The following is a 17,343-nucleotide window of genomic DNA, read 5'->3' as shown; positions in this document are numbered from 1 at the left end:
TCGTGCGCCGCCCCCGCGACGATCATCACGCGGTGCGACCGTACTGCGTCCCCCGGTCGTTCGTCCGCCCGGCACGCGGACGTCCACCCGTAGCCAACACCTTCCCCGGTGTGACATCTGTGAAGCTCAGCCGCGCCGCTCGAGGTCGTCCGGGGGGTCGATGACGTCGGCTTCGCCCAGCTCGGCCCGGACGTCGGCGATGCGCAGCCCGGCCAGGGTGCCCGGGAGCGACGCGTCCGCCGGGTCGCCGGGCAGGGCGTCGCGGAGGGCAGCCACCCGCCAGGCGCCCAGCAGCCAGCGCCGGGCTCCGGCGGCGTCCACGAGCACCGCGCCGTCACCGTCACCGATCGCCGCCACCAGGCGGTCCACTGTGGACCGCCGGACGCCCGGGAAGCCGTCGGCCAGCACCGCCACCGCCTCGGCGTCGTCCGGGACGAACGCGAGCCCGGCGGCGACCGCGGCCACCGTTCCCGGCACCGGCTGCCGGGTCCAGAGGACGTCGAAGCCCGGCCGCCGCGGGCCGACGGCGATCACCCGCTCGGCGCCGTCGAGGGCGTGGATCGCGCGGGCCAGCAAGGGGTTCCGGCCCGCCGGCGACGGCTTGTCCACTCCGGACGGTCCGCCGGCCACCACGATCCCCGCGTAGCGCATCCCGGGAATCTAGCGGCCGAGCACGAGGTAGGTGAAGCCCAGCACGCCCCGGTAGTCGCGGACGTACTGGCGCAGCCGGCCGTCCAGCCAGTCCCGCACCGCCGGCGCCCGCGGATCGGCCGGGTGCCCCACCAGCCACTCCTGCAACGCCAGCCGGGAGGTCGACTCGAAGTCGTCCCATTCGAGCTGGTCGGCCACGCTGAAGTGCAGCACCCGCCAGCCCGCGGCACCCGCCGCGTCGAGCAGGTCCGGCAGCGACAGCATGTCCGGCCCGAAGATCTCTTCGGCCGCGGGGTTCGGCGGCACCGCCCAGAAGCCGTCGCCGTAGAGCAGCCGGCCGGCCGGAACCACCCGCGTGAGCCCTTCGAGCGCGGCCTTAGTCGAGCCGAAGATGTGCGCCGCGCCGATGCAGAAGGCGCGGTCGGCGGGTTCGGCCCAGGTCGAGGCGTCGGCCTCGACGAACTCCACGGCGCGGTCCCCGGCCGCCGCCCGGCCGCGGTCGAGGCCGGTGACGTCGGTGTCGACGCCGGTCCCCCGCAGGCCCGGCGTCCGCCCGACGGCCCGCGAGAGCAGTTCGCCCCAGCCGCAGCCGAGGTCCACGAGGTGGCCGGCGGCGCCCAGGTCCATGCGGTCGAGCAGCAGCTCGGCGTGTGCCTCGGACAGGGGCGTGTTCCAGCGCATCCGCGAGCGCCGCAGCGCGTTCAGTTCGTCGTCCACCGGGGGATCTTCAGGCCCGCGCAGGGACGGCGTCGACCGGATTTCCGGCATACTCGTCCGGTGACCTACACCGTGGAGCCGCGCGTCGACGCCTACATCGACGCCCTGCCGGAGTGGCAGCAGGCGATCTGCCGCGAGGTCCGCGAGCTGGTCCACGCCGCGGACCCCGAGGTCGTCGAGACCATCAAGCGCACCCGGCAGCCGTACTTCGTGCTCGAGGGCAACATCTGCGCCCTGCTGGCGGCGAAGGACCACGTCAACGTGTTCGTCTACGACGGCGGCATCGTGCCCGACCCCGAGGGCATCATCACGGCCGGGCACGGCAACAAGACCGCGCGCACCGTCGCCTTCCGCGAAGGCGAGCCGATCAACGCGCCCGCGCTCACCGCGATGTTCCGGCAGATCATCGCGAACAACCGGGCCGGCGGCTGGCGCAAGCTCAAGCGCGAAGCCGGGGCTTAGCCGATCAGGCGGGTCGCGTAGGGCATGATCCCGCCGTAGCGGACCGGGGCGACCCGGACCCGCAGGCCGGACTGCGGCGCCTCGACCATCTGCCCGCCGCCCAGGTAGAGCGCGACGTGGTGGATGCCGCCCGCGCCGCCCCAGAACAGCATGTCGCCGCGGCGCATCTGGGACAGCGGCACGCGCCGCCCGGCCGTGTACTGGTAGCCGCTGTAGTGCGGCAGGCCGGTGACCCCGGCGAACGCGTAGATCATCAGCCCGGAGCAGTCGAAGCCGATCTTGTTGTAGTCGCCGTAGCTGTCGGCGACACCGCCGTCGCGGATGCCGCGCGTCGGGCCGCCGGCGTTGCCGCCGCCCCAGGCGTACGGCAGGCCGACCTTCGACAGCGCGCGGGCGATGACCGCTTCGATCGACGACCCGGCCGGGCCGGACGGCGCGGGCCCGGCGGACGGGCGGCCGCCCCCGCCGGAACCGAGCGCGGCCTGACGGGCGCGTTCGTCGTCCTCGCGCTGCTTCTGGGCGAGCCAGTCCTGGTAGCGCTGGCGCTGGCCCTGCAGGCCGTTGACCTTGGACTGCGCGGCGTAGAGCTGCTGCTCGACGTCGGACTTGTTCTTCTCGAGCTGGGTGTTCTGCGACGCCTGGCTGTCCTGGGCCTGCTCGGCGGCCGTCTGCGCGGAGTCCGCGCTGGTCTTCGCCTGCCGGGCGGCGTCCTGCTTCTGCTGGGCGATCTCCGCGGCCTTGCGCGCGGCGGAGTCCTTGTTCGCCTTCTCGGTCTGTGCCTGCTGGAGCCGGTCGAGGGCGTTGAGCCGGTCGCCGCCGACGGCGTCGAGCAGCTGGGCGCGGGCGAGCATGTCCTTGGGGCTGTCGGCGCTCAGGTACGCCGACAGCGAGCCGACCGTGCTGCCCTGCTGGAAGCTCGCGGCGGCGAACGTCTTGAGGTCGGTGCGGGCCTTCTCGATGGCGGCGGACGCGGCGTCGGCCTCGCCCCGGGCGGCCTTGGCGTCGTTCTCCGCCTGCGCCGCCGCGTCCTGCGCGGACTGCAGGTCGACCAGGGCCTTGTTGGCCTCTTCCTGCTTGAGCTCGACGTCGTCCTGCAGCTGCGACAGCTTCTGCTCGGCCTGGGCCAGCTGGTTGGTCAGCCGGCCGACCTCGCCCGCCTTCGCGTTGGCCTCGGCCTTGCTGTTGTTCAGCTCGGAGTCGCTCGGGTTCGGCGGGGGCGGTGGCGCCGCCAGGCCCGTGCCGCCCAGGCCGAACAAGATCACCAGGACCAGGGTGCTCACGGTCAGTCCGCGGCGGGTGCCCGGCACTCCCCAGCCCCTGCGCCGTTCCGGCACGACCGCCCACCTCCGCTCACCTGCGCACATCGCGCGTCACTGCAGTCACACCACTATCACAAGCATCACCGGAAACTTACACACCGTAGGCACCAATTCCCCTTATTGAGGGACCCTCGCAACGGATGGCGCAGCCCACACCGCGTGTCGTCTTGAACCCTAAACAGGACACGCGTACTGTTTGGGGCACCGCGAGGTGTGCCATCCCGAATCCGGTCCTACGGTGGGGGTGCGCAAGACTCGCCACCACCGAACCCGACCGAACTGACCCGGGACTCGACCGCCGCACCGGCGCGGAAGTCCATGCCACTGGAGTTAGACGTGACCGCACCTGCCAGCAAGGACAGCTTCGGCGCCAAAGACACGCTGAAGGTCGGCGACGCCTCGTACGAGGTGTTCCGCCTGAACAAGGTCGAGGGCGCCGAGCGGCTGCCCTACAGCCTGAAGATCCTGCTCGAGAACCTGCTGCGCACCGAAGACGGCGCGAACATCACCGCCGACCACATCCGCGCGCTCGGCTCGTGGGACCCCAACGCCGACCCGTCGATCGAGATCCAGTTCACGCCCGCCCGCGTGATCATGCAGGACTTCACCGGCGTGCCGTGCGTCGTCGACCTCGCCACCATGCGCGAGGCGGTCACCGACCTCGGCGGCGACCCCGACAAGGTCAACCCGCTCGCGCCGGCCGAGCTGGTCATCGACCACTCGGTGATCATCGACGTCTTCGGCCGCGCCGACGCCTTCGAGCGCAACGTCGAGATCGAGTACGAACGCAACCGCGAGCGCTACCAGTTCCTGCGCTGGGGCCAGGGCGCCTTCGACGAGTTCAAGGTCGTCCCGCCGGGCACCGGCATCGTGCACCAGGTCAACATCGAGCACCTCGCGCGCACGGTGATGAGCCGCAACGGCCAGGCCTACCCCGACTCCTGCGTCGGCACCGACTCGCACACCACCATGGTCAACGGCCTGGGCGTGCTGGGCTGGGGCGTCGGCGGCATCGAGGCCGAGGCGGCCATGCTGGGCCAGCCCGTGTCGATGCTCATCCCGCGCGTCGTCGGCTTCAAGCTGACCGGCGAGATCCCGGCCGGCGTCACCGCCACCGACGTCGTGCTGACCATCACCGAGATGCTGCGCAAGCACGGCGTGGTCGGCAAGTTCGTCGAGTTCTACGGCGAGAGCGTCGCCCAGGTGCCGCTGGCCAACCGCGCCACCATCGGCAACATGAGCCCCGAGTTCGGCTCGACCGCGGCGATCTTCCCGATCGACGACGAGACCGTCCGCTACCTCAAGCTGACCGGCCGGTCCGCGGAGCAGGTCGCGCTGGTCGAGGCGTACGCCAAGGAGCAGGGCCTCTGGCACGACGCGTCGCACGAGGCGTCCTACTCCGAGTACCTCGAGCTGGACCTCTCGACGGTCGTCCCGTCGATCGCCGGCCCGAAGCGCCCGCAGGACCGCATCGAGCTGTCGGACGCGAAGTCGTCCTTCCGCAAGTCGATCCACGACTACGTGGACGGCGAGCAGCCGACCCCGCACACCAAGGTCGACGAGGCCGTCGAGGAGTCCTTCCCGGCTTCCGACCCGGCCGCCCTCTCGTTCAAGGACGAGGACGCCGTCGACCTCCAGTCCGCGGCCAACGGCGGCAACGGCCGCCCGTCCAAGCCGGTCAAGGTGTCCAGTGCCGACCGCGGCGAGTTCATCCTCGACCACGGCGCCGTCGTGATCGCCTCGATCACCTCGTGCACCAACACCTCGAACCCGTCGGTCATGCTCGGCGCCGCGCTGCTCGCGCGCAACGCCGTGGACAAGGGCCTGTCGGTCAAGCCGTGGGTGAAGACGTCGATGGCGCCGGGCTCGCAGGTGGTCACCGACTACTACACCAAGGCCAACCTGTGGCCGTACCTGGAGAAGCTGGGCTACCACCTGGTCGGCTACGGCTGCACCACCTGCATCGGCAACTCCGGCCCGCTCTCGGACGAGATCTCCGCGGCGATCCAGGAGAACGACCTCACCGCGGTCTCGGTGCTCTCGGGCAACCGGAACTTCGAAGGCCGGATCAACCCCGACGTGAAGATGAACTACCTCGCGTCGCCGCCGCTGGTCATCGCCTACGCGCTGGCCGGCACGATGGACTTCGACTTCACGAACCAGCCGCTGGGCCAGGACACCGACGGCAACGACGTCTTCCTGAAGGACATCTGGCCGACGGCGCAGGAGATCCAGGAGACCATCGACTACGCGATCACGCAGGAGATGTTCACCAAGGACTACGCCGACGTCTTCGACGGCGGCGAGCGCTGGAAGTCGCTGCCCACCCCGGAGGGCAAGACCTTCGAGTGGGACACCGAGTCCACCTACGTCCGGAAGCCCCCGTACTTCGAGGGCATGCAGGCGGAGCCTGCGCCGGTCACGGACATCACCGGCGCGCGCGTGCTGGCGAAGCTGGGCGACTCGGTCACCACCGACCACATCTCCCCCGCCGGCGCGATCAAGCCGGGCACCCCGGCCGCGCAGTACCTGACCGAGCACGGCGTGGAGAAGAAGGACTTCAACTCCTACGGCTCGCGGCGCGGCAACCACGAGGTGATGATCCGCGGCACCTTCGCGAACATCCGGCTGCGCAACCAGCTGCTGGACGACGTGCAGGGCGGCTACACCCGCGACTTCACGCAGGAGGGCGCCCCGCAGGCGTTCATCTACGACGCGGCCCAGAACTACGCGAAGGCGGGCACCCCGCTGGTCGTGCTGGGCGGCAAGGAGTACGGCTCCGGCTCGTCGCGCGACTGGGCGGCCAAGGGCACGTCGCTGCTGGGCGTGCGCGCGGTGATCACCGAGTCGTTCGAGCGCATCCACCGCTCGAACCTGATCGGCATGGGCGTCATCCCGCTCCAGTTCCCGGCCGGCGAGTCGGCCGCGTCGCTGAAGCTGGACGGCACCGAGACGTTCGACATCTCGGGCATCACGGCGCTCAACGACGGCGACACCCCGCGCACGGTGCACGTCACGGCGACCAAGGCCGACGGCACCAAGGTGGAGTTCGACGCGGACGTCCGCATCGACACCCCGGGTGAAGCGGACTACTACCGCAACGGCGGCATCCTGCAGTACGTGCTGCGGAAGATGACGCAGGCGTAAGGGCTTCCGCACCGAAGGCCTCCCCATCGAGCAGGTGGGGAGGCCTTCGTCGTCCGGATGCCCGGCGAGTTCCTCCGCTCCGGCTAGGCGGACACGGCGTCCCAGCGCACGCTGGACACCGACGGCTCCAGCGAAAGCCGCGAAACCGCCGCCTCCATCTGGGCGTCGTCGCGCTGGTCGCCGATCAGCTCGGCGCGGACCTCGACCGTGCGGTCCTCGAGGTCCGTGCTCAGCACCGACAGCAGCCGGAAGTCCGTGCGGGTCAGCGACTGCACGAGCAACGCCCGCACGTGCGCCTCGGTCGCGTCCCGCGTGACGGCCTGGAACGCGTACTTCGTCGGCGTCTCGTCGCCCGACTCCGGGCGGCGGTCGACGACCCGGCCGAGCGGTCGCAGCACGACGTTCACCCCGACCACGACCGCGGTTCCGGCCGCCGCGACGACGTACAGGCCCGCTCCGGCCAGGGCGCCGACCGCCGCCGAGCACCACAGGGTCGCCGCCGTGTTGAGGCCGCGGACGTTGAGGCCGTCGCGCAGGATCACGCCGGCGCCGAGGAACCCGATGCCCGAGACGATCTGCGCGGCCACCCGGGTCGGGTCGGCGTCGCCGCTCGAGCTCAGCCCGCCGAAGCCGTGCGCGGACAGCAGCACGAACAGCGTCGCGCCGACCGCGACCAGGGCGTTGGTGCGCAACCCGGCCATCCGGGCGCGGAACTGGCGCTCGAACCCGATGACGCCGCCCAGGCCGACGCCGGTCCCGACGCGCAGCAGCATTTCGAAGATGGTCATGTCCGACTCTTTTCCGGCGTGCGCGCACTGCCGGACAGGGAGGAGACCGGACGGATCAGCCCAGCCGGAAGCCTCCGGTGAGCGCACGCCCGGTCGTCCGTTGACTGTCCGCTGGCATGTGCCGCTCACCTCGCTTCCGTTGCTCGTGGTTGATCAACCGCACCACTGTAGCGCCCCGAGCGCGCACCAGGCTGTGATGATCGCTACGCCCGGTGCCCACGCCGTGCACGACTCTGCCGGGCACGGGAAACGGGCCGGGGCGACAGCGTCACCCCGGCCCGTTCGCCGTGTCCTAAGAGGTTTCGAACGGCTGGACGTTCGGCTGGAACACCTGGCCGCCGGCCGGGACCTTGAGGTCGGTCAGGTAGTCCGCCACGGCCTTGTCGACGCCGAGCGCGTCACCGAGGATGCAGTGGCCGAACGCGTCGACCGACAGCAGCCGGGAGTTGCCCAGCTCGGCCGCCATGCGCCGGCCGAACTCGTACCGCGTCGCCGGGTCGTAGTAGTTGCTGACCACGACGACCGGGACGTCCGTCTTGGCCCGCCACGGGCCGCGGTAGACGTCCGGCTTCTTCGCCGGCCACACCGGGCAGGCCGCCGTGTCGGCGAACGCCTGGTAGCGGCCGAAGGTGCGCGACTCGCGCTCCCACCGGGCGGCGATGTCCGGCACCTGCTCCTGCTTGATCTTGAACGGCTTGTCGGAGCAGTTGACGGCGAAGTACGAGTCGTCGCTGGTGTAGGGGCTGTCCGGGTTCTGGTCGGCCAGGCCCTGCTTGCCCTTCGTCAGCACCTTGAGCTGCTTCGCCTGCAGCGTCTGCGCCTGCGCGCCCGCCGGGTGGATGGCGTTGTAGAGCGCCTGCAGGTCCTCGGCCAGGCCGGGGAACGCCGAGGGCGAGTACAGGACGCTCGAGACGCCGCCGGTGAAGCTGTTGATGTCGACCGACCCGCCACCGGGGATGGTGATCGGCTGCTTGCGGAGGTACTCCCGCAGCTCGTCGAACTTCGCGCGCGGCGTGCCGTCGCTGAACGCGCACTTCGGGCCGGCCTGGTCGCAGCGCTTGAGGAACCCGTCGAGCGAGATCTCGAAGCCCTGCGCGCGTTCGCGGTCGTACTCGACCCCGTCGCTGGTGCGCAGCGCCGGGTCGACGTTGCCGTCGATCACGATCGCCCTCGACTGCTTCGGGAACATCCCCGCGTAGGTCGAGCCGATCAGCGTCCCGTAGGAGAAGCCGACGTAGGTCAGCTTCTGGTCGCCGACCGCCGCGCGCAGGGTGTCGAGGTCGCGCACGACGTCCTTGGTGGACATGTGGTTGAGCAGCGAACCGGCGTTGTTCTTGCAGAACTGCCCGTAGTCGCGGTAGCCGGCGAGGGTCCCGGAGATCTCGGCGCGGCTCAGCGGCACCGGGATCTGGGCACCGAAGACCTCGTCGGCGTCCTCCTGGGTGGTGAAGCAGCGCAGCGGGTTGCTCTGCCCGACGCCGCGCGGGTCGAAGCCGATCAGGTCGAACCGGTCGAGGACCGACGGCTGGAAGTAGTACTGCCCGCTGATCGGCATCCGCAGGCCCGAGCCGCCGGGTCCGCCGGGGTTGAGGAACAGCGAGCCGACGCGCGTGTCCGGCGTGCGGGCGGCGCGCTTGAGCAGCGCGATGTCGATCGTGCCCAGCGACCCGTTGTCGTGGTCGATCGGCACGCGGTAGCGGGCGCAGCTGTAGTACTTCACCTGGTCGGCGGGCACCCCGGCCAGAGTGGCGGCCGAGCAGGCGCCCCAGGCGACCGCCGCGGTCGTACCGACGGCGGCGGGCTTGACCGCCGCGTCCTCGGCCGCCGCCGCGGTTCCCGTCGTCCCGGCGGCGCCGAGCCCGGCCACGAGCGCCCCCACCAGTGCGAACGACCGCACCCGGCCTCTTGTGGATCTCCGCAAGACGTCTCCTCCCTTGGTGGCGTACTCGCCGCGCGTCCGAGACGTCACGGCGCGTTACCCGGGAGAGACTGGCACAAACCGGCGAATACCGTCACCGGCCGAAAGGATGGTGGGAACCTACCGGGCGAGCCGGGTCAGCAGGAAAACCGGCAACGGCCGGCCGGCCTCCTGCTGCTCCATCGCGTACCCCGGCCAGAAGGCGAGCAGCTCGCCCCACATCCGCTGGTACTCCTCGCCGGTCAGCTCCCGTGCGACGACCTCGGCCGGCTTCCCCGCGAGCGCGACCTCGGCCTTCGGGTTCGCGCGCAGGTTCAGCGCCCACGCCGGGTCGTTCGGGCGCCCCCAGTTGGACGCCGTCAGCACCAGGTCACCGCCGTGCGGGAAGTAGAGCAGGTTGGTGCTGCGGGGCAGCCCGCTCTTGCGGCCGGTCGTCGTGAGCCGCAGGGACGGCAGCCCGGCGAGCGCCACGAGGCTCACCCGGCCGCCGAACGCCCGGTGCAGTTTTTTGTCCGCCCACACGACGAACCGCGCCGTGCGCATCAGCCACGGCTTGGTGCCGAGGGCCCGGGCGAGCGCCCGGAGAGGATTAGCCACGCACGGATTTTGCCAGGCTCACCCCGAACCGCTGCTGGGAGTCGGTCCACCAGCGCTCGAGGGCGAACCCGGCCGCGGCCAGCTCCGCCTCGACGCCGGCCGGGCGGAACTTCGCCGAGATCTCGGTGCGGATGTGCTCGCCCTCGGCGAAGGCCACCGTGAGGTCCGCGCCCGGGATCACGACCGTGTGCGCGCGCCGGGCCACCAGCCGCATTTCGATCCACTCGTGCTCGGCGTCCCAGTGCGAGACGTGCTCGAACTCGTCGACGTCGAAGTTCGCGCCGAGGCGGGCGTTGATCACCCGCAGCACGTTCTTGTTGAACTCGCCGGTGACGCCCGCCGCGTCGTCGTAGGCGCGTTCGAGGATGCCCGGGTCCTTCACGAGGTCCGTGCCGAGCAGCAGCCACTCCCCCTCGTCGAGCACGTCCCGCACCGAACTCAGGAAGGTCGCGCGTTCGGCGGGCAGGAAGTTGCCGATCGTGCCGCCGAGGAACGCGACCACCCGGGGCTGGCCGCCGGGCAGCAGGTCGAGGTGCTGGGTGAAGTCGCCGACGACGCCGCGGACGGTCAGGCCCGGGTAGTCCTTCGAGATGGCCTCGGCGGCTTCGGCGAGCGCCGATTCGGACACGTCGAGCGGCACGAACGCCTCCAGCGTCCCGTGCCCGGTCAGCGCGTCGAGCAGCAGCCGGGTCTTCTCGCTCGACCCGGACCCCAGCTCGACGAGCGTGTGCGCGCCGGTCAGCTCCGCGACGTCGGCGGCGTGCGCGGCCAGCACCTCACGCTCGCTGCGGGTCGGGTAGTACTCCGGCAGCTGGGTGATCTTTTCGAACAGCTCGCTGCCCTCGGCGTCGTAGAACCACTTGGGCGGCAGCCACTTCCGCTCGGCGGTGAGCCCGGCGACGACGTCCGCGCGCAGTTCTTCGGTCACGGCGTCGCCGGAACGGTGGTGGTCGAGATCGACTTCGGTCATGAACGCTCCTGGGTCAGGGGAAGCAGGTCGACGCCGGCCGCGGTGGCGCGCACGGCGTGGTGGTCGGGGACGGGTTTCCACTTCGGGTCGCCGTCACACGGTTCGGACGCCAGCAGCACGCCGGCCGGGGTCTCCAGCACGGACAGCGCGTGGGTCCAGGCGGTACCGACCAGCGTTTCGCCGTCGGTCAGCAGGAAGTTGAGCCGGGAGCCGGGCGCCGCCGCCTCGACGGCGGCGGTCAGCCCGGCCACGGCGTCCAGCGGGTCCTCCCCCGCTTCGAGCCGGGCCCGCAGCAGCGCCCAGAGCACGGCCGAGTCCGTCGGCGCCTCCAGCGTCAGCAGCTCGGTGACCGGCAGGGTCTTCGCCAGTTCGGCCAGCGAGCCCGGCCAGCCGCGGACCACGCCGTTGTGGCTGAACAGCCAGCGCCCGGCGGTGAACGGCGCCGCGGCCGCTTCGGTCACCGGCATGCCGGTGGTGCCGTTGCGGACCGCGGCGACGAACGCGCCCGAGGTCACCGACGCGGCCAGCGGCGGCAGCGTCTCGTCCGTCCACAGTGGAGTGGACCGGCGGTGGCGCAGCGGCGGCGAGCCCGGGCCGGGGTACCACCCCAGCCCGAACCCGTCGGCGTTCACCGAGCCGCCGCCGCGCATGTCCGCCGGCGCGTAGGACTGCACCAGCAGGGAGTGCGGGGCGCGGAAGACCGCCTCGGCGGGTGAAGCGGGTTCGCCGAGGTATCCGAGGTGGCGGCACATGCGCCTAGCCCACCTCACCGGGTGAGGCGTCGCGGGCCGTGCGGAACCCGGCGAAGATCTGCCGCCGGATCGGGTAGTCCCAGTTGCGGAACGTGCCCCGGATCGCCGCCGAGTCGGTGCCGAACGAACCGCCGCGCAGGACCTTGTACTCGGGTCCGAAGAAGACTTCCGAGTACTCCCGGTACGGGAAGGCCGCGAAGCCCGGGTAGCCGTGGAAGTCGCTGCTCGTCCACTCCCAGACGTCGCCGATCAGCTGGTGCACGCCGGTCGGCGACGCGCCGGCCGGGTAGGCCCCCGCCGGCGCCGGGCGCAGGTGCCGCTGGCCGAGGTTGGCGTGCTCGGCCGAGGGTTCCTCGTCACCCCACGGGAACCGCCGCGACCGCCCGGTCGCCGGGTCGAAGCGGGCCGCCTTCTCCCACTCCGCCTCGGTCGGCAGGCGCCGCCCGGCCCAGGCCGCGTAGGCCTCGGCCTCGTGGAACGAGACGTGCACGACCGGCTCGTCGGCCGGGGGCCGCTCGTGGACGCCGAACCGCGTCCGGTACCAGCCGTCCTGCTCCCGCTTCCAGAACCGCGGGGCGGTGATGCCGCTCTCCCGCAGGTAGGCCCAGCCGGCCGGGCTCCACCAGCGCTCGTCGGCGTAGCCGCCGGCGTCGAGGAACTCGGCGTACGCCCCGCACGTCACCGGGACGGTGTCCATCCAGAACGCTTCGACGGCGATTTCGTGCGCCGGGCGCTCGTTGTCCAGCGCCCACGGCTCGGCCGACGTGCCCATGGTGAACGCTCCACCCGGGACGAGTACCTCGGTGGGCAGCGCGCCCGAGCGCGCGGGCGGCGGCTCCGGCGCGTGCAGCACCGGGTCGCCCTGGCGCAGCTGGTGGGTGGCCAGCATGGTCTCGTCGTGCTGCTGCTCGTGCTGGGTGATCATGCCGAAGGCGAAGGCCTGCTCGGTGAGCCGGCGGCCTTCCATCGGCGCGTGCTCCAGCACGTCGAAGGCCTTCTCGCGGACCTGCTTGACGTAGGCGCGTGCCTCGGCCGGGCCCAGCAGCGGCAGCTCCGGCCGGTCGGCGCGGGCGTGCTGGAAGGCGTCGTAGATGTCGTCGATGTCCGGCCGCAGCGGCTCGCGGCCGCCGACGTCGCGGACCAGCCACAGTTCTTCTTGGACGCCGATGTGCGCCAGGTCCCAGACCAGCGGCGACATCAGTTTGGAGTGCTGGCGGACCAGGTCCTCGTCGTCGACCGCGTCGGTCAACGCGACGCTGCGCGCCCGCGCCCTGGTCAGTGCTTCGGCCGCCCGGGCGCGCAGGTCCTGCGCGCTCAGGTCGCCCAGTGCTTCCGTGCTCATGCTTCGCTCCTCGATCGGTACGCGCGCCCCTGCACGCTCTCGCTGATCTCGGTGATCGACTCCGCCTTCAGCCCGGTGACGCCCAGCTCGGCGCAGCCGAGGTCGGCCAGCTCCGCCGCCGCGGCCGCCAGCTCCGGGTCGGCCAGGCCGTGGTGCGCCGCCTCGGTCCACCGGTCCGCCACCGGCGCGCACACGGCGCGCACCTTGTCCACAGTGGACGGACGGGCGAGCAGCGCGGCGACCAGGGCCACCGGCGGCAGCCACTGGTCGGGCGGCTGCGCGTCGAGGTACCGGATCTCCAGGTACCCCTGCGGGCGGACCGGGGTGAACATCGTGGTCAGGTGGTAGTCGAGGTCCGCCGCCGTCGGCTTCGGCAGGAGGGCGGCCGCGCCCTTGCCGTCGATCCAGTCGGCGAACGTCAGCCCCTCCGGCGCGTCCCACGGCCGGTCGCCGCGGGGCAGCACCATCAGGGGGACGTCCATCAGCCGCCCGGCCCACGCTTCCGCGGGGTCTTCGCCCGCCACGCGGGCCGTGCGGGTGCGGACCGCCTCCGTTTCGTGCACCGCCAGCCAGCGGGCGGAGGCGTGTCCCGTGTCCTGTCCGGCGTGGACGCGGGAGTTGGCGAAGAGGGCGAGCAGGGGCGGGCCCATCGCGTGGGCCGCGGCCCACCGGGCGGCGTAGTGCTCGGGCTCCCCCGTGTCGACGCAGACCTGCAGGCCGGCGGTGCTGCACATCATCGTGATGCCGCCGGGACCGATCGGCGCGAACCGGCGTTCCATCGCCGCGTAGCGCGGCGTGTGCAGGACCCGGCGCGGCGCGCGGTGCGCGTCGATCCCGGTTTCGCCCAGCACGAGGCCGTGCCGGGCGAGCCGGTCGCGCAGGTGGTGGAGGTCGGCCGTGACGACTGCGTCGAGTTCGCGCAGGGAGGCCTGGGGAAGAGCGGAGATCTCGACCTGGCACCCGGGCTCGAGGCTCACGGGCGAACCGGCCGGGAGGGGCGAGGCGGGGCTGTCGGGGCGGAGCGTCCGCGGGGTGTGCGGACCCAGCGCCGTGGCGAGGACATCGGGATCGAGGGGTCTGGCCGGGTCATCGGCATCGTGCACGGTGAACTCCAGCTCCACGCCGGTCAGGCGGGGTGGGCCGTGCTTGAAGCACACCGATGCGACGTACGCCTCCCCGGCCGCGCGGTCCGCCAGGACCCGCGCGGTGCGGTTCGACGCACTACCCGACTTCTCGGGGAAATCGTGCACCGCTGTCATGTCCGTTCCTGTTCCGTGTGGTGGAACTTCTTGACTTCGGACGCTACACGCGGGGTACGACAAAATCAGGCCGGATCTTGCGTGGCAAGACGGGTTCACCAGTCTGTAAGAAGTCCCGGATCAGGGCAAAGCGGACTCCGTGCCCAGCCCGAGCTCGGCCGCCGAGGCCCGCACGGCCTCGATCACCAGGTGCAACGCGGGCCGCCGGAACGCGGTGCGCCGATAGGCGATCGAGACCGTCCGGAGCAGCGGCGTGGTGAGCGGGACGACGTCGATCCCGGGCGGCCGCAGCAGCCGCAGGCCCAGGTCCGAGACGAGCGTGATGCCGAGGCCGGCGCCGACCATCGCCATCGCCGTCGACTGCTCTTCGACCTCGTGGTTGATCTTCGGGGCGAAGCCGTGGCGCTGGCACGCGATGCGCATCGCGCGGCCGAAGTGCGACTTCGCGCTGGCAAGGATCCACGGGTGCTCGGCGAGGTCGTCCAGCGACGCCGACCCCGACGGCATCGCGCCCCGCGGCACCGCGGCGTGCAGCCGCTCGACGGCCACGACCGCGCGTTCCAGCCCCGCGTCCCACGCCGCCGGGGTGTCGGAGTAGTCGATGACGAACGACAGGTCGAGCGTGCCGTCCCGGACGGCCTCGGCGGTCGCCTCGGGCGCCAGTTCGCGGGTGCGGACCTCGATCCCGGGATGCTGGTCGGCGAGCGCGATCAGGGCCGTCGGCAGCAGGCCCGAAGCCACCGACGCCCAGACGCCGGCCGTCAGCCGGACCGTACGGGCGTCCTGGGCCTCTTCCAGGGCGAGCGTGGCGCGTTCGACCGAGCCGAGGATCTCCTCGGCGTGCTCGGTGAGCAGCTTCCCGAGCTCGGTGAGCTGGACGCGGCGGCCGAGCCGCTCGAACAGCTTCGCGCCGACATCCCGCTCGAGCTGCGCGAGTTGCTGCGAAACCGCGGACGCGGTGTAGTGCAGCGACGCGGCTGCCGCGGTGACCGTGCCCTTGCGCTGCAGCTCGCGAAGCATCCTCAATCGGTGCAACGAAAGCTCCATGCACCAAACCTAAACGAGATCGTGCAGGAGCGTTAAATGGACGCGGCCGCCGGGCCGGGCGCACTCTCGGGGGAGGCGGTCAGGGAGACCGCCCCGAGCATCCCCTGGAGGTGAGTGGCCTGATGACCCCGCGCAACGCCGAACCGCTGATGCGGCTCACGTGGACCGACCCCGTCACCGGTGCGAACGGCTACCTGGTCGTGCACAGCCTGGTCTCCGGCGTCGCCACCGGCGGCACCCGGATGCGGGCGGGCTGCACGATGACCGAGGTCGAGGACCTCGCCCGGGGCATGGCCAACAAGACGGCCACCTTCAACCTGCCGGTGGGCGGGGCGAAGGGCGGCATCGACTTCGACCCGAAGGACCCGCGCGCGTTCGGCGTGCTGAAGCGCTTCTGCTCGTTCCTGCGGCCGTGGCTGGACGCGCACTGGGTGACCGCCGAGGACCTGGGCGTGCCGCAGCACCTCATCGACGAGGTGTTCGCCGAGCTCGGGCTGGAGCAGTCGTACCACGCGGCGATCCGCCGTTCGGCCGATCCGGCTCGTACCCTGCGCCGGGTCCAAGCGGGCCTCAACGCGCCCGTGCCGGGCGGGCTGCTGCTCGGCGACGTGGTCGGCGGCTACGGCGTGGCGCAGGCGTGCCTCGGCGTCGCGGCGGCGTGGGACTGGGACCTGACCGAGACGACCGTGGCGATCCAGGGCATCGGCACGATGGGCGGCGGCGCGGCCTGGTACCTGCACGAAGCCGGGATGAAGGTGGTCGCGGCGGCCGACGCCGCGGGCACGTTGTACGACCCCGCGGGCCTGGACGTCCCCGCCCTGCTCGAACTGCGTGACCGCTTCGGCGAGGTGGACCGCACGCGGCTGCCGGAGGGGGTGCGCTCGCTGCCCCGCGAGGCCGTCGTCGGGATCGACGCGGACATCTTCGTGCCGGCGGCGATCTCCTACGCCCTGCGGCCGGACAACGAGAACCTGGTCAAGGCGTCGGTGGTCGTCGAGGCCGCCAACGCGGCGACGACGCCGGAAGCGGAAGCCGCGCTGTCGGCCCGTGGCGTCGCCGTGGTGCCGGACTTCGTCGCCAACGCGGGTGCGGCGGCCTGGGCGTGGTGGCTGCTGCTGGGCGAGGTCGGGGCGGACCCGGCCGACTCGTTCCTACGGCTGCGCACGGAAATGCAGGCCAAGGTGGCGCTCCTGCTGACGGAGTGGAACATGGACCGGCTGCCGCTGCGCATCACCGGGCTGAAGCTGGCCGAGGCCAACCGCGCCCAGCGGGCCGAAGCGGCCCTCACACCCGAGGGTGAGCCGCAGCTGCTCATCCCGTGAACCCGGCCGGGGCCCGCGCGGAACCCCCGCGCGGGCTTCGTCGGGTTCAGCGGGCGAAGCGATCCGTCGCGCCGACGAGGACGTCCTGCATCGGGGCGTCCTGCGTCGAGTGCCCGATGTTCTCCAGCAGCACGAGCTCGCTGCCCGGCCAGGCGTGGTGCATCAGCCAGGGCGTGCCGACGATGTTGCTCGTGTCGAGGATGCCCTGGGCCAGCACCGCCGGGACGCCGGCGAGCTTGCCGAGGTTCCGCAGGATTTCGCCGTCGGGCAGGAAGGCCCGGTTGCTGAAGTAGTGCGTGACCAGCCGGGCGAAGCAGAGCCGGTAGGCCGGGTCTTCGAAGGTCTTGTGCGGTGGCACGCCCGGGAGCATCGCGTCTTCCCAGGCACACCAGTCGTCGGCCGCCTTGCGGTGGACCACCGGGTCGGGATCCATCAGCAGGCGGTGGTAGGCCGCGGACAGATCGCCGTCCCGCTCGTTCTCCGGCACGCCCTGGCGGAACCTCTCGAAGGCCTCCGGGAAGTACGCGCCGAGACCGCGGATGAGCATCTCGATCTCGATGACGCGGTCGGTGGCCAGGCCCATCAGCACCATCTCGCTGACCCGTTCGGTGTGCCGCAGCGCGTAGGTCAGGCCGAGGACCGAGCCCCAGGAACCGCCGAACAGCAACCACTTCTCGATGCCGAGGCGCGTCCGGAGCAGCTCGAAGTCCGCGACTAGGTGGTCGGTGGTGTTGGCGGACAGGTCCGCGACCGGGGCACCGGCGTGCGGGGTGCTGCGGCCACAGCCTCGCTGGTCGACGAGCACGACCCGGTAGCGGTCCGGGTCGAAGTAGCGGCGCAGGTTCGTCGAACAGCCCGACCCCGGGCCGCCGTGCACGACGAGCGCGGGCTTGCCGTCCGGGTTCCCGCAGGTCTCCCAGTAGATCTCGTGCCCGTCGCCTACGTCGAGCAGGCCGTGCTCGTACGGTTCGATCGCGGGGTACAGCCCAGCCATCAGCGCGTCCTTCCACCCGGAATACAACAGCGCTGTCACATTAGCGCCCCGGCCGAGT

The 17,343-nt window shown here is 71.9% G+C and carries 15 protein-coding genes; 3 read left to right on the top strand and 12 right to left on the bottom strand.

All coding sequences use genetic code 11. From position 1 onward, the window contains the following. Nucleotides 1-126: 126 nt before the first annotated feature. Nucleotides 127-651, bottom strand: coding sequence for a molybdenum cofactor guanylyltransferase (mobA, locus tag ACYVLJ_RS47160; protein ID WP_460443644.1), 525 nt, complete (start codon nt 649-651; stop codon nt 127-129). Between the two features lie 9 nt (nt 652-660). Beyond that, nucleotides 661-1,368 carry an SAM-dependent methyltransferase gene (locus ACYVLJ_RS47155; RefSeq protein ID WP_460443643.1) on the bottom strand — a complete coding sequence of 236 codons (708 nt, stop codon included), beginning with the start codon at nt 1,366-1,368 and terminating at the stop codon, nt 661-663. Between the two features lie 60 nt (nt 1,369-1,428). Between ACYVLJ_RS47155 and ACYVLJ_RS47150 the strand changes: the two genes are divergently transcribed. Further along, a complete protein-coding gene (locus ACYVLJ_RS47150; protein WP_451972495.1) occupies nt 1,429-1,830 on the top strand; it encodes a DUF1801 domain-containing protein in 402 nt (133 codons plus the stop codon). Here the strand turns inward: ACYVLJ_RS47150 and ACYVLJ_RS47145 are convergent. Continuing rightward, on the bottom strand, nt 1,827-3,137 hold the full coding sequence (locus ACYVLJ_RS47145; protein WP_460443656.1) for an NlpC/P60 family protein: 1,311 nt from the start codon (nt 3,135-3,137) through the stop codon (nt 1,827-1,829). The genes ACYVLJ_RS47150 and ACYVLJ_RS47145 overlap by 4 nt on opposite strands. Nucleotides 3,138-3,485: 348 nt before the next feature. Here ACYVLJ_RS47145 and acnA point away from each other — a divergent pair, with 348 nt between their 5' ends. Next, a complete protein-coding gene (gene acnA / locus ACYVLJ_RS47140; protein ID WP_451972493.1) occupies nt 3,486-6,296 on the top strand; it encodes an aconitate hydratase AcnA in 2,811 nt (936 codons plus the stop codon). Nucleotides 6,297-6,379: 83 nt separating this feature from the next. Here the strand turns inward: acnA and ACYVLJ_RS47135 are convergent, their stop codons facing one another. The 8 genes from ACYVLJ_RS47135 to ACYVLJ_RS47100 all read right to left on the bottom strand — a co-directional run bounded on the left by ACYVLJ_RS47135 (nt 6,380) and on the right by ACYVLJ_RS47100 (nt 14,969). Further along, nucleotides 6,380-7,084 (bottom strand): MgtC/SapB family protein, encoded by a 705-nt coding sequence (locus tag ACYVLJ_RS47135; protein WP_460443642.1) that lies wholly within the window; start codon nt 7,082-7,084, stop codon nt 6,380-6,382. A gap of 292 nt (nt 7,085-7,376) precedes the next feature. Further along, entirely contained in the window at nt 7,377-8,981 is a 1,605-nt protein-coding gene (locus tag ACYVLJ_RS47130; protein ID WP_460443641.1) for an alpha/beta hydrolase, read from the bottom strand. A 141-nt stretch (nt 8,982-9,122) separates the two neighbouring features. Further along, nucleotides 9,123-9,545: a nitroreductase family deazaflavin-dependent oxidoreductase gene (locus ACYVLJ_RS47125; RefSeq protein ID WP_460443655.1), complete on the bottom strand. Its 423-nt coding sequence runs from the start codon at nt 9,543-9,545 to the stop codon at nt 9,123-9,125. Between the two features lie 46 nt (nt 9,546-9,591). Then, nucleotides 9,592-10,569, bottom strand: coding sequence for an L-histidine N(alpha)-methyltransferase (egtD, locus tag ACYVLJ_RS47120; RefSeq protein WP_460443640.1), 978 nt, complete (start codon nt 10,567-10,569; stop codon nt 9,592-9,594). Further along, nucleotides 10,566-11,321, bottom strand: a complete 756-nt coding sequence (egtC, locus tag ACYVLJ_RS47115) for a class II glutamine amidotransferase domain-containing protein (protein ID WP_460443639.1) — start codon at nt 11,319-11,321, stop codon at nt 10,566-10,568. The genes egtD and egtC overlap by 4 nt, the downstream gene beginning before the upstream one ends. A 4-nt stretch (nt 11,322-11,325) precedes the next feature. Then, the gene (egtB, locus tag ACYVLJ_RS47110; RefSeq protein WP_460443638.1) at nt 11,326-12,663 is read right to left on the bottom strand and encodes an ergothioneine biosynthesis protein EgtB; all 1,338 of its coding nucleotides are present in this window, start codon (nt 12,661-12,663) and stop codon (nt 11,326-11,328) included. Further along, nucleotides 12,660-13,922, bottom strand: coding sequence for a glutamate--cysteine ligase family protein (locus ACYVLJ_RS47105; protein WP_460443637.1), 1,263 nt, complete (start codon nt 13,920-13,922; stop codon nt 12,660-12,662). Before ACYVLJ_RS47105 ends, egtB begins: the two co-directional genes overlap by 4 nt. Nucleotides 13,923-14,042: 120 nt before the next feature. Further along, entirely contained in the window at nt 14,043-14,969 is a 927-nt protein-coding gene (locus tag ACYVLJ_RS47100) for a LysR family transcriptional regulator (RefSeq protein WP_451972479.1), read from the bottom strand. Nucleotides 14,970-15,091: 122 nt separating this feature from the next. On the opposite strand from ACYVLJ_RS47100, the gene ACYVLJ_RS47095 reads away from it, so the two are divergent. Continuing rightward, entirely contained in the window at nt 15,092-16,291 is a 1,200-nt protein-coding gene (locus ACYVLJ_RS47095) for a Glu/Leu/Phe/Val dehydrogenase (RefSeq protein ID WP_460443636.1), read from the top strand. A 46-nt stretch (nt 16,292-16,337) separates the two neighbouring features. Here ACYVLJ_RS47095 and pip read toward each other — a convergent pair whose 3' ends face one another. Continuing rightward, nucleotides 16,338-17,285: an alpha/beta hydrolase family protein gene (pip, locus tag ACYVLJ_RS47090; RefSeq protein ID WP_460443635.1), complete on the bottom strand. Its 948-nt coding sequence runs from the start codon at nt 17,283-17,285 to the stop codon at nt 16,338-16,340. Nucleotides 17,286-17,343 lie beyond the last annotated feature (58 nt).

The organism is Amycolatopsis stemonae, assembly GCF_054781455.1.
Note: the sequence above shows the minus strand (reverse complement) of the source record. Positions and strands in the feature narration are given on the sequence as shown.

Bases quoted from the DNA above. Each gene is read 5' to 3' on its own strand.
- mobA (WP_460443644.1), bottom strand. From the start codon at position 651: ATGCGCTACGCGGGGATCGTGGTGGCCGGCGGACCGTCCGGAGTGGAC.
- ACYVLJ_RS47135 (WP_460443642.1), bottom strand. From the start codon at position 7,084: ATGACCATCTTCGAAATGCTGCTGCGCGTCGGGACCGGCGTCGGCCTG.
- ACYVLJ_RS47125 (WP_460443655.1), bottom strand. From the start codon at position 9,545: ATGCGCACGGCGCGGTTCGTCGTGTGGGCGGACAAAAAACTGCACCGG.
- egtD (WP_460443640.1), bottom strand. From the start codon at position 10,569: ATGACCGAAGTCGATCTCGACCACCACCGTTCCGGCGACGCCGTGACC.
- egtC (WP_460443639.1), bottom strand. From the start codon at position 11,321: ATGTGCCGCCACCTCGGATACCTCGGCGAACCCGCTTCACCCGCCGAG.
- egtB (WP_460443638.1), bottom strand. From the start codon at position 12,663: ATGAGCACGGAAGCACTGGGCGACCTGAGCGCGCAGGACCTGCGCGCC.
- ACYVLJ_RS47105 (WP_460443637.1), bottom strand. From the start codon at position 13,922: ATGACAGCGGTGCACGATTTCCCCGAGAAGTCGGGTAGTGCGTCGAAC.
- ACYVLJ_RS47100 (WP_451972479.1), bottom strand. From the start codon at position 14,969: ATGGAGCTTTCGTTGCACCGATTGAGGATGCTTCGCGAGCTGCAGCGC.
- ACYVLJ_RS47095 (WP_460443636.1), top strand. From the start codon at position 15,092: ATGACCCCGCGCAACGCCGAACCGCTGATGCGGCTCACGTGGACCGAC.
- pip (WP_460443635.1), bottom strand. From the start codon at position 17,285: ATGGCTGGGCTGTACCCCGCGATCGAACCGTACGAGCACGGCCTGCTC.